Origin of the sequence: Nostoc sp., assembly GCF_036917135.1 — a bacterium.
Lineage (GTDB): Bacteria > Cyanobacteriota > Cyanobacteriia > Cyanobacteriales > Nostocaceae > Nostoc.
On the sequence record NZ_JBALEA010000035.1, the window covers coordinates 26629 to 38491 of the forward strand.

An 11863-nucleotide genomic window follows, 5' to 3' on the forward strand; every position below is an offset into this window, starting at 1 on the left:
GAACTAACTTTTGAACAAGATTTCATTGCGACTGGTTGCACCTAGCTGGGGTAAAGAGTTAATCGCTGAGTGGGGAGTGATGGCAGCAGGAACGCCTAGAGGTAGCTGTAATTGTTTGACAACACTTTGTAAGAGTTCCTCTTGTCCAGTTCGGAAACCCCAGACATTTGTCCCACGGTTGATAATGGCAAACCAAACCAAACCGCGATCGCGTGTGGGCATCACTCCCGCCAAAGCGCTCACATCTCGGAGAGTGCCAGTTTTGATCACAGTAGCCAGGGGAAGGTGTCTGGAGTGTACTGTTCCCCGATGATCAAATCCAGACATGGCAAACAAATCAGCTAGATTCAGTTGATGGGCAGATGCTTCAATTTGAATAGCCATCAGCATGGCACAAACAGCCCTGGGGGAAATACGATTTTCGGGGCCTAGTCCAGAACCATTGATTAACTGAATTTCTACTTGTGGTACTCTCGCAAGGCTAGCAGCAGTTGATTGTACTACAGCCGCTCCTCCCACTGACTCTGCTAGCATCTCTGCCATATCGTTGTTACTGTAAACATTCATTTCCTTGAGCAGTTGCTTTAAGGGCAATGAGCGGTGACGTAGTAACAAAGTTTGTTGAGGGTTTGGTTGTGGCTCAAATTTCACCGTACCCGCAATCACAACTTGAGGCTTGGGCGTTCCCTTGGGCATGATTGAGTACGTGTACATGGCGGGACGGCCCCAAGTCGCACGATTTAGTGTTTGCTTGAGCATCATACCCGCCAGCATCGGCTGACGTTGGAAATTCATGGCAAAACTGCCAGTAATAATCAAATTTCCCTTAACCTGCTTGATGCCCATTTGATTGAGAGTATTACCAAGAGCGATCGCTTCTTCCCAAACAAACATCGGATCGCCACCGCCAGCAATGACCAAATCGCCCTGCACAACCCCATTTACCACTGGCCCAGTGATACTCACCAAAGTATCAAATTGGTGGTCTGGACCCCAAGTTTTCAAAGCAACTAGTGAAGTGGCAATTTTGGTTAAAGAGGCAGCTGGCAGAGGTGTCGTACCTTGGTGATTTGCCATCAGCATCGGCCCCGACTGCATCCAAATCCCCTGACTCTCAGCCAGATTTTGGGGCACCACTTTTGATGTTATGAGCTTTTTCAGATATTCTTGCACCGTCGTCGCCCCAGTTGGATTGGGATCAGGGGCAAGAACTAAGCCAGGACTACTTTGCCAAGTCAAAGCATCTAAGGCATCTAGAGGCTTGATTTGTACTCCGGCCATTTCCAGCCAAAGCGACACCAAACCTGAACCCAATAATTCCAGCATCTTTTATTCCTCTGTCAGGATTTGATCGGTTGTTTACTGTGCTAATATACAAGCTTTTTTACAAAAATCAGTAATGAGTCATCATAACTAGTGTTTTTCTGCCATAAAAAAACTAGACAAGTCTAGAATTTATTTCTTACCTGACTTTTCACCTTATGTGGAAAAGTCCACCAAAAACCTAACCCCCTAACCCCCTTCCCGCGTCGGGAAGGGGGAAAATTCAAAGTCTCTCTCCTTTTAGGAGAGAGAAATAGAAGTGAGGTTTTCCAGATGCCGTGAAAAGTCAGATTTCTGACTTCATCAAAAAACATCCCAAATGTTCTTGTGGGATGGGTAAACCTCAAAGAAGTACCCATTCATCTCCAGATGTGCGGGACAAAAAAAAGTGGCTCTGCAATCAGCAGAACCACTAAAGCTTTCGCAAACCTGTTATAACTTAACGAACTGCGCCTTGAGCAGAAACAGTATCAATGGGCTTCATCAGGTACAGCCGCAATAACTGCCAGCCATTAGAGATGTAAAGCGGCAGTTTTTGGAATAATTGCAAGAATTTGGGAGTGTTGGAGTTAGCGATCGCACTCAGCTTTTCATTATTGCTGATACAAGTATCCAAGCGCTGATAAAAATCTGGATTCTCTACATCCAGCATGAGTGGGAACACCCTACCCGCATTTTCGTTAGTCTTCTTAATTACATGGATGTCGTATTCTCGCGCATCCAGTCCCAGGGTGGCATAAAAGTCCTTCCGTTGGATGTCATTAAGATACATAGTCGCAAATACCGACAACAGGAAGAACCGACTCCATAGCTTTGCTCTCCAATCATTCAGCATTTGGGGCTGAGATTTCATGATTGCATCAAAGAAATCGCCGTGACGGTTTTCATCTTGACACCAATTTTCAAAGAACCGGAAGATTGGATAAATCCGGTCTTCGGGATGTGCTTCTAAATGGCGAAAGATGGTGATATAACGCCAATAACCAATCTTTTCAGAAAGATAAGTGGCGTAGAAGATGAATTTTGGCTTAAAGAAGGTATAATCGCGGCTCTTAGTCAAAAACCCTAAATCTAGGGACAGATTAAAGTCCGACATCGCTTTGTTCAAAAAGCCAGCGTGACGCGCTTCATCACGTGACATCAGGTTAAAACACTCTGCCAAGACGGGGCTTTTGCCTTTTAAGCGACGCCCAAGTTCTTTATAAAGCAAAAAGCCCGAAAACTCTGCCGTACAAGAACGTTCTAGAAATTCAACGAACAACTGGCGAGTTTCCCCGTCAATATGATCCCAAGATTGTTCAAACTCGGCATCTCGAACAAAGTGATGGCGATTGTAGTCAGTGCGAAACTCTTCGAGAATGGCTCTTAACTCGTCTTCGTTGACGGAGATATCCATCCGTGCCATTTCATCAAAATCGGTAGTATAAAACCGAGGTGTTAACAGGGTTTCTTTTGCCGGGACTTTAATCCCTGGCCGGATTTCTTCAAAGCCTGGTTTTTTAAGGGAATCTACCATGTCTTGATTGCTCTTTCGTCTTTATTATCTTGAGTACACCAAAAAGCCAAGGGTAAAGCTCTGGCAAGGCGCAACAGCCGACAACAGCCGACAATATTCATTTATATCACGAGTGACTCTTCCTAAAGTCCCACGAGTCGCGTATATCTCAGACCTAAAAGGGACGTAGCTCTACGCTTACCGAGTGTTTCTATAAAGTTCAGTCTACCAAGGTGTGGGTTACAAACTAGTAAGTGAAACGTTAAGAGTTGCAACAATAGAAGGGGATTGGGGATTGGGGACTTGTACTGAGCGTTCGCGTAGCGTCTCGTAGAGAAGCCGAAGTATTGGGGATTGGAGACTGGGGATTGGGGATTGAGAAGATGAGGAAGATTAGGGAGATAAATTAATAACCAATGTCCCATGCTCCATGCTCCATGCTCCATGCTCCATGCCCAATGACGCCAGTTGCTTCAAGTCGGCAAAGCCGCCCAACGCACTGGCTCCCCAATGCCCCATGCCCAACAACTAATTTCTACCTAGCCACTTTTGACCATCCAAACGCTGAACTAAGCCATATACCAACAAATCGAGTGTAGTTTTGCGCTCATCGATTAAGAATGACTCAAGAGTGCTAGGTTTTTTGCCTTCATTGCAGGAAAATTCCTTTTTCCCTTGAATATCTTCTTCGGGGAAATACAGGTTGAACTGACGCCGACCGATTTCTGACCAAGTGCCGATAATTTGCCAGCATTCTTCGGCGGATTCAAAGCCGGTGATTGACACCTTCTGCTTGGCAAAAGACACCTGTAAATCTTGCACACCTTTTTGAGCGATCGCTTTTTGTAAAGCTGGCAAGTAATCTTGCTCAATGAACTCTACAAATGGCTTATCTTCAACAGCAGGGGCTTTTTCCTTTTTGGCGGTTTTAGCTGCTGCGTCGGGTTTTTCGTCTACGGGGGCGGCGGGTTTTTCTCGCTTGGGTGATGCAGCAGCTGGTTTAGCGGCTTTCGGATCTGGTGCGTTGGCAGTTGGAATGTCTGTGGATTCGGGTGAGTCTGTACTAGGAGCGTGTTCTTCAGCGACACTGGGAGCTTGCTTGTCAACAGTGCTGGGAGCTACTTCTCCCGCTTGATTGTGATTGGTTGGGTCTGCCATTGCTCAGGTCAATCCTTTAATCTAGCTTTGGGAGCGATCGCTCACCGTGATGTATCGGGTATTTTCATTTTGACATACTAAGGGATTTTCTAGTCAGCACTCTAGGGCTTCAATCCCCCGTAGGTGCAATTCTTAAATTGCCTCTACGTGAATAAAGTACAGACTTATATAGAACTTGTGTTAGTAAACATCATAAATCGGGAAACATTGAAATAAAGCTTCAACCTCAAAATAAAATCTAATGGATCAACAGCAAATTATCAAACTACTAGTTGGTGATTTTACTTGGCAACGACTACTTAAATCTTTTATCTTTATCTATATATTTTTTGCTACATTTGTATATTTTCGGGCAGATAGCATGATTTTTCTATCTCAACCTTCTAGCTATCAAGATGATGCAACAATTCTGAAATTAAAAAGTGGGGAGAATCCGAATATCTCAGCCATCTACTTATTAAACAATCAAGCTAAATATACTATTCTTTATTCTCATGGTAATTCCGAAGATTTAGGAGATATAAAACCGATCTTAGAAAAATTACACACATGGGGTTTTAGTGTCTTTGCTTATGATTATCGTGGTTATGGTACGAGTCAAGGAAAGCCTACAGAAACTCATGCTTATGAAGATATCAATAGCGCTTACAATTATTTGACCCAAAATTTAAAAATACCACCTGACAAAATTATCGTTTTGGGGCGTTCGGTTGGTGGTGGTTCTGCCGTAAATTTAGCAATGCGGAAACCAATAGCTGGTTTAATTATTGAAAGTTCGTTTATTTCCGCTTTTCAAGTAATAATACCTTTTCGGATTTTACCCTTTGATAAATTTCCCAATCTAGACAACATCAAAAAAGTCAAATGTCCGATATTGGTGATTCATGGAAAAGCAGATGATATCATTCCTTTTGCTCATGGAGAAAAGTTATTTAATGCGGCAATATCCCCAAAACTTTATTTGTGGGTAGAAAAGGCAAATCATAATGATTTATTCCAGGTAGCTGAAGAAAAGTATCGTCAAACTTTGCAGGAGTTTATTAATCTTGTAAAGACAAATCAGCAATTACCCCATCCCAGTAATTAGTAATTACTAATGGGTTATGCCCCCTCACATCCCTTTGAATCCCATACCAGTTTCTACCTGTTGCTGTGCTGGAATAGAACTCACCTTGCCAGAAGCAACTCTGTTAGAAGTCTGATGCCAAATACCAACTTGGCTCAAGAATATGCCTACTAAAATCAAGCTACCGCCAATATATTGAGCTTGGGTAGGGGCTTCACTCAAAATTAAATAGGCCGCTAAGATACCCACAATTGGGCTAAATGAGCTAACTAAGGAAGCCATAGATACAGTAGAAGTTTTCAAACCTTTGATCCAAAAAGACTGGCCTACCACCACAATTAACCCACCATACAAAAACATCCACTGCCACAAAAACGGTGAGAAGACACCAGCGAAATGATCCTTGCCATAGAGGACTAAAGCAATGAAGAAAAAGATGACGGTTCCTAGTGCAGTCCGAAAGATGCTATAGATTCCCAAAGGAACCTGGGAAAGGTGTTTCTTGCCAATAATCGTAGAAGCAGATGTAGCCAATGATCCTGCTACTGCCAAAAGTTCCCCTATGCCTAAACCAAAACCTCCCACGTTCATCATGCCTTCTCCTGGAGGTTGAAGGATAATAGTGAGGATAACGCCGATGAAGGCTGCGATCGCTCCGATAAATTGCCAAATATTTACCCGTTCTCTCAATAACCAGACTGATAAAGCCAGAGTTAGAGGCGGTTCCAAGCGTCCAATCAAGATGACATTGTTTAGTCCTGTGACTGCCAGTGCTTGGAAAAATAAACCAGGTGCCAACGCTCCTGATAAAATAGCTACTGCCGTCAGACTGACCCAATCCTTCCTTGAAAGTTGCTTCAGAGTAGCTTTGTTCCACTGTCGCCCATAGATTAGGATCAGAAGTATCAAGGCGCAAAGATTTCCCACGAATAAAACATTACACAAAGAAATCGGATTGTGTAGGTTGCCGCCGTAGGCATCGCCAATCAAGTGTTGAGCGCCAATTTCTGTTAACTTCCTAGTAACTGCACCAGATGCTGCAAAAATTAGCATTGCTAGCCAGAGGTATGTTTGTCCCGAAATTCTATGGATTAGGCGATGTGGTCTTCTGAGTCTAGTCACAATAGCATCACTGCAATGAAAGCATTGTTCACTATATTAAGTTGCGATCGCGCAGTTCAGGATGAGGTTTTGTTGAGAAAATACTTAAAATATGCTGTGACTTTGAGAAACCATGACTGCCTGAGAAATTGCTGAGAATTAACTAAATTTTCTCAAGGGATAAATTCATGAAAATAGTGGCTTAGTTTCAATCATCTCTCACTCCTACCTGAGATGCTTTGGATGTTCAGGATAAAACAAAAAAGAGAAGTAACAAATGAAACTTGCACCCCTACTTACAAGTGTAGCCTTGGTTGGTTTTTTCACAGTTTGGGACGCACCATTAAAGGTGATCAATCCCTTATTAGTGCAGGCATCAGCAGCCGAAGAAATGTCTGTAACACAGAAACTAGACTTGCTCACTAAGAGTAAAGGTCAGATTGGTAGTGGCGATCAACTGCGTCGTTTCTTTTTTGGTGACTTGGAACCAATCGGTATCCAGGTAGGTGGTGCAGGTCACGTAGTTAACCTTTATAACAAAGCCAATGATGTCACATTCGCTTACTGTTCTCACTATGATGTGATTGTTGCCATTAAGAAAGGCAAGGTAACTAAATTTGAACCCAGTGAAGTGAAGTAATATCATTAGGACTTACGCAAAATATTTCTCAAACTCTCATTTCTCTGTGTCGCGCCAGTTGCTTCTCTCAGGGGGAGACGCTACGCGTAGCAAGATCCCCGAAGGGGTACAAGTCGGGTCACCGCAAGGGCGCACTGGCTTCTCCGTGCCTCTGCGGTTCGTTATTCCATAACTCTTGCGTAAGTCCTAATCATGTTCGGTAAATTACCTAGTATTTGATTTTTGAAATAAGTAGAGCGGCGTGAATAATTCAAGGTTTGTAGTGTTCGCGCAGCGTCTCGTAGAGAGGACTTTAGTTCTCAAATAAGGGCTGTTCGCGAAGCGTTCCCGTAGGGTAGCCCTCACTACGAACTAATTTCAATATTTTTTACATTTAATAGCACAACCACCTTTAATAATGTCATCTGGTAGTCCATAGTCGTTTACCCAGTCTGTAGCCATGAGCATAGCAGTTAAATGACCACCGGCTGAGTGACCAGCTACATGCATGCGTGGGGTCTGCGCCGAAGTTTTCGGCATGGTGATAAATTCAGGCAATAGCTGAACGATTTTGGCGGACAATCTCTTCAATGGTCACTTTAGGACAATATTAAAACTTATTCTGATCAAGAACCCTTTGTTAAAGTGTAGGAATCAGAGCGATCGCTAACAGCTGTGTAAGCTATCTCCTCAGTTTTCAATCATTCGGCGACGGTAAGCCTTGTACCGTCGCTTCTTTAACGGTAACAGCTACCGTATATATAAAGTTGCATAAGCGTAAAATGAATGAGTACCAGATTTAGCTTGACTTCGATATATGTATGGTAATTCATCTGATGTTGGCTTACCATAATAGCAAATCAAATTTAAATCAATCGCTATTTTTAAACACCCTTTTTTTAAACAATCAAGGAATCCGACTTTTCTAGGCGTATAAAAAAACTTTTTAAACAACCTTTAAAAACAGTTGTAAAATAGCGGTCTGGGATGAGGGAAAAGATTTAAGCAAAATTGGGATGCTCCCAAATAGATTAGGATAAATGTCTATCAGTTGTAAGTTTGACGATTTATATCAGATTTTCACTGATTACTGACTACTGTTTATTACTTAGTGATTCTGCGAGGAGTTATGCTGCTAACTGAACATCGCGCTGATCGAGTAGTTCTCTACAATATCAGTTGGCAACAATTTGAAAATTTATTGATAGATTTAGGTGAAACCCGTGCGGCTAAGGTGGCTTATGATGATGGCACATTAGAGATTATGACACCATTACCAGAACATGAATATTACAAAGAAATAATTGGTGACATCATCAAAGATACGGCTGAAGTTTTAGAAATGGATTATGAGTGTTATGGCTCAAGTACTTGGAAACGAGAGCTAAAAAAGGCAGGTATAGAACCTGACAATTGTTTTTATTTCCAAAATGAAGCACTAATTCGAGGTAAGCTCAAGTTCGATTTAAATCAAGATCCCCCTCCTGATCTGGCTTTAGAGATTGATGTTACTAGTAAATCTTTAGATCGCTTTCCTATTTATGCGCGGTTAGGTGTGCCGGAAATCTGGTGTTATGACTCTGGGGAAATTAAAATTTACCAGTTACAAGGTGAAAGATATCTGCAAAGAGAAATAAGTGTAGTGTTTCCTAATCTGAACATTCAAGAGATTCCATCACTAATTGAAAGATACCGCATGGCAGGAAGACGGGTTTTCCGACAAGCAATCAGGGAATGGGTAAGGGGACAGATGAGTTAGGTAGGATACTGGGATCGAGGGTGCGATCGCTGTTTGAGTTTTTTATGAACCTGTCACTTAATAATTTTAATAAAATCAACTGTGTCAGAGCTTATGGATTTTCCAATCAATCTAACTCCTAAAGTGGCGTAATCCAATAAGTAATGCCTCGAATAGCTTGTTTCTTAAAACCAAACAGAGGCAAATTCTCTTCAGTTAAACCCACATAAGTCCAATGTGGTACATCGTTTTCCACGGTTTGAAACCAACCATTTTCATTCAGAGATTTTCTCTGTTCTTGATTAGATATGCGTAAATCAATTGCTAATCCCCAGAGATGTTGTGAAGTTCCAGGAGGTGCAACTAAACCGAGAATTTTTGTTTCTTTACCTTGTTGAACTTTTGCTAAAACTTGATTGTTAGCATATTTGTTCCAAAATCTTAAATTAGTGTTGAAAGTGCGAGTACAATCACCAGAACCATAACCAGATTTTAACGGAATTTCTTGTTTAATTCGCGCTTTGTTTAAAGCATCAGCTGCCGATTTTTGTAAATAACAGTCGTTAGTTTTATCAACATGACCCATTGTTAAAGTCCTTTGAAACTCTTGGGTTTCTTGTTCATTAGCCAAGATATCTTTTTGGGGCAGTTTAATCCCTACATCTGGATTTACGAATACTGCGCCATACATTCGCAGCAAAGTATATTCATAAGTAGCAGGCTGGGGGATTGTGGGTAATTTGATAGCGATCGCAGATAGAAACCGCTGTTGATTATTTAACTTTTGGTCGGGAATAAATGGTTTTGATATTATCTTTTGATAGGCAGCTTTACAAGGTAGTGAATCAGTAGTCAAGCATAGATTTAAGGGTTGGGTAGTTCTACTCAATTGGTTATGGCTAATCTCATTACTAGCTACTAAGACAAAAATCATCAAGAAAAACAAACTGATGAAAGTTGCCTTTTTGATAATTCTATTAATATTAGTTTTATGGTTGATGGTGAGTCTCATTTTTAAGTAATTGCTTAGTTGATTCAAAAATAAAATTAATCGGCTTCTGGTAAATATCTTTTATTGATGAGATAAATTATTTTGTGTTGATGTCTAACTAGATGAACAATAGCTGTAATCAATAAACTGGAACCTGCTTACAATTCTTAAAGAAGATGATATTTTTACTTAATACTCAAGTTTAAAAAGAGAAACTTGTCTCTAATTGAGTACTAGTAAACTTGATAACTTGTTTATCAGAAAGATACATCCATGAAACCACTGGAACAGTTAAAATTGAAAAGAACTCTAAGCTTGCCGATCCTGTAGGTATGACCATGCACAATTCCGTTGAATTTCAAGACGCTTTTGATGTCATAGTCGTCGGTGCAGGTCACTCCGGTTGCGAAGCAGCTCTCGCCTCTGCCCGCCTCGGTTGTCGTACCCTGCTATTGACGCTCAATTTGGATAGAATCGCTTGGCAACCTTGTAATCCGGCAGTGGGTGGCCCGGCTAAATCTCAATTGACTCATGAGGTAGATGCACTCGGCGGAGAAATTGGTAAAGTAGCAGACCGAACCTACCTGCAAAAACGTATCCTCAACTCTTCACGGGGACCTGCTGTTTGGGCATTACGCGCCCAAAGCGACAAGCGCGAATATGCAGCAGTGATGAAAAATATTGTTGAGAACCAAGAAAACTTGACAATCCGCGAAAGTATGGTGACAGATTTGGTGCTGGGTGCTAATGGTGAAGTCATCGGCGTTGAAACTTATTTTGGTGTGGGGTTCCAATGTAAAGCAGTCATCTTGACAACTGGCACTTTCTTGGGAGGCAAAATTTGGGTTGGTAACAAATCAATGCCAGCCGGACGTGCTGGAGAATTTGCGGCTGAGGGGTTGACACAAACCTTAAATCGCCTGGGATTTGAAGTCGGAAGACTTAAAACTGGAACTCCAGCACGGGTAGACAAGCGATCGGTGGATTATAGTAAAATGCTAATCCAGCCAGGGGATGAAGATGTGCGCTGGTTCAGTTTTGACCCCGATGTGTGGGTAGAACGGGAACAGATGCCTTGTTACATCACCCGCACAACTGCCGAAACTCATCGCCTAATTCAAGATAATTTGCACCTTTCGCCAGTTTATGGCGGTTGGGTGGAAGCTAAAGGACCGCGTTATTGTCCCAGTATTGAAGATAAGATTGTGCGCTTTGCTGATAAGGAAAGCCACCAAATTTTTATTGAACCAGAAGGGCGAGACATACCCGAACTTTATATCCAAGGGTTTTCTACAGGGTTGCCAGAAAATTTGCAACTGCGAATGTTGCAGACTCTCCCCGGTTTGGAAAAGTGTGTGATGCTGCGTCCAGCTTATGCTGTGGAATATGACTATTTACCTGCAACTCAGTGCTACCCCACATTGATGACCAAGAAAGTTGCGGGACTATTTTGTGCTGGGCAAATTAACGGCACTACAGGTTATGAAGAAGCAGCAGCCCAAGGGCTAGTAGCAGGAATTAACGCGGCTCGATTTGTTAGTTCTCAAGAAATGATTGTGTTTGCCCGCGAGCAAAGTTACATTGGCACGCTAGTTGATGACCTGTGTACAAAAGACCTGCGGGAACCTTACCGGATGCTCACCAGTCGGTCTGAGTACCGCTTATTACTGCGTTCTGACAATGCCGACCAACGCCTGACACCTTTGGGACGCGAAATTGGTTTAATTGACGATCGCCGTTGGGATATTTTTACCGAAAAGCAAACCAACATTATCACAGAAAAACAAAGATTGCAAGTTACACGAGTCAAAGAACATGATGAAATTGGAATAGCGATCGCATCTAATACCCAACAAACAATTAAAGGTTCAATTACCCTCAACGACTTGCTGCGCCGTCCCGGATTCCATTACATTGATCTCGACAGGTTTGGACTAGGAAACCCCAATCTCAACCGCGCCGAGAAAGAAGGCGCAGAAATTGACATCAAGTATTCTGGCTATCTCGCTAGGCAACAAAATCAGATTGACCAAATTGCCCGCCAAGGGCACCGCCAGTTACCTGGGGATTTGGATTACACAACAATTGAGACTCTTTCTAAAGAAGCACGGGAAAAACTGACTCACGTAAAACCACTCACTCTTGGTCAAGCTGCACGTATAGGTGGTGTAAACCCAGCAGATATTAATGCTTTATTATTATATCTAGAATTGCGTAGAGCCAAGAGCCAGCAAGAGTTTCCAGCGTTAGCCTAACACAAACTTGATAAAGACTGAGTATAGTAGTAGGGAAGGAGATTGGTATGATAGATGACATAACTCTTAGTACTGCCATCATCAACAATCCCCAGATGAAAGTTGAGTTTAATACTA

At 42.2% G+C, this 11863-nt stretch carries 10 protein-coding genes and 1 pseudogene; 4 read left to right on the forward strand and 7 right to left on the reverse strand.

From position 1 onward, the window contains the following. Nucleotides 1–3: 3 nt before the first annotated feature. The 3 genes from V7K50_RS10400 to V7K50_RS10410 all read right to left on the reverse strand — a co-directional run bounded on the left by V7K50_RS10400 (nt 4) and on the right by V7K50_RS10410 (nt 3976). Entirely contained in the window at nt 4–1326 is a 1323-nt protein-coding gene (locus V7K50_RS10400; protein WP_334959694.1) for a D-alanyl-D-alanine carboxypeptidase, read from the reverse strand. Nucleotides 1327–1762: 436 nt separating this feature from the next. Further along, nucleotides 1763–2839 carry a magnesium-protoporphyrin IX monomethyl ester (oxidative) cyclase gene (gene acsF / locus V7K50_RS10405; protein WP_334959696.1) on the reverse strand — a complete coding sequence of 359 codons (1077 nt, stop codon included), beginning with the start codon at nt 2837–2839 and terminating at the stop codon, nt 1763–1765. 507 nt (nt 2840–3346) lie between these two features. Next, entirely contained in the window at nt 3347–3976 is a 630-nt protein-coding gene (locus V7K50_RS10410) for a DUF2996 domain-containing protein (RefSeq protein ID WP_334959698.1), read from the reverse strand. A gap of 241 nt (nt 3977–4217) precedes the next feature. Here V7K50_RS10410 and V7K50_RS10415 point away from each other — a divergent pair, with 241 nt between their 5' ends. After that, nucleotides 4218–5063 carry an alpha/beta hydrolase gene (locus tag V7K50_RS10415; protein WP_334959699.1) on the forward strand — a complete coding sequence of 282 codons (846 nt, stop codon included), beginning with the start codon at nt 4218–4220 and terminating at the stop codon, nt 5061–5063. Between the two features lie 24 nt (nt 5064–5087). Here V7K50_RS10415 and V7K50_RS10420 read toward each other — a convergent pair whose 3' ends face one another. Further along, nucleotides 5088–6164 carry a DMT family transporter gene (locus tag V7K50_RS10420; RefSeq protein ID WP_334959701.1) on the reverse strand — a complete coding sequence of 359 codons (1077 nt, stop codon included), beginning with the start codon at nt 6162–6164 and terminating at the stop codon, nt 5088–5090. 256 nt (nt 6165–6420) lie between these two features. Here V7K50_RS10420 and V7K50_RS10425 point away from each other — a divergent pair, with 256 nt between their 5' ends. Further along, nucleotides 6421–6783 carry a hypothetical protein gene (locus V7K50_RS10425; protein WP_334801342.1) on the forward strand — a complete coding sequence of 121 codons (363 nt, stop codon included), beginning with the start codon at nt 6421–6423 and terminating at the stop codon, nt 6781–6783. A 357-nt stretch (nt 6784–7140) separates the two neighbouring features. Here the strand turns inward: V7K50_RS10425 and V7K50_RS10430 are convergent, their stop codons facing one another. After that, nucleotides 7141–7272: a hypothetical protein gene (locus tag V7K50_RS10430; RefSeq protein WP_334959703.1), complete on the reverse strand. Its 132-nt coding sequence runs from the start codon at nt 7270–7272 to the stop codon at nt 7141–7143. Nucleotides 7273–7518: 246 nt separating this feature from the next. After that, nucleotides 7519–7665 (reverse strand): annotated as a pseudogene (locus tag V7K50_RS30675) (ISH3 family transposase); the annotation flags it as partial. A 226-nt stretch (nt 7666–7891) separates the two neighbouring features. Between V7K50_RS30675 and V7K50_RS10435 the strand changes: the two are divergent. Continuing rightward, nucleotides 7892–8521 (forward strand): Uma2 family endonuclease, encoded by a 630-nt coding sequence (locus V7K50_RS10435; RefSeq protein ID WP_334959704.1) that lies wholly within the window; start codon nt 7892–7894, stop codon nt 8519–8521. 118 nt (nt 8522–8639) lie between these two features. Here the strand turns inward: V7K50_RS10435 and V7K50_RS10440 are convergent, their stop codons facing one another. Beyond that, complete coding sequence (locus tag V7K50_RS10440; protein ID WP_334959706.1) at nt 8640–9512, reverse strand: D-alanyl-D-alanine carboxypeptidase family protein; 873 nt, start codon at nt 9510–9512, stop codon at nt 8640–8642. Nucleotides 9513–9823: 311 nt separating this feature from the next. Here V7K50_RS10440 and mnmG point away from each other — a divergent pair, with 311 nt between their 5' ends. After that, entirely contained in the window at nt 9824–11746 is a 1923-nt protein-coding gene (gene mnmG / locus V7K50_RS10445) for a tRNA uridine-5-carboxymethylaminomethyl(34) synthesis enzyme MnmG (RefSeq protein WP_334959810.1), read from the forward strand. Nucleotides 11747–11863: the final 117 nt, after the last annotated feature.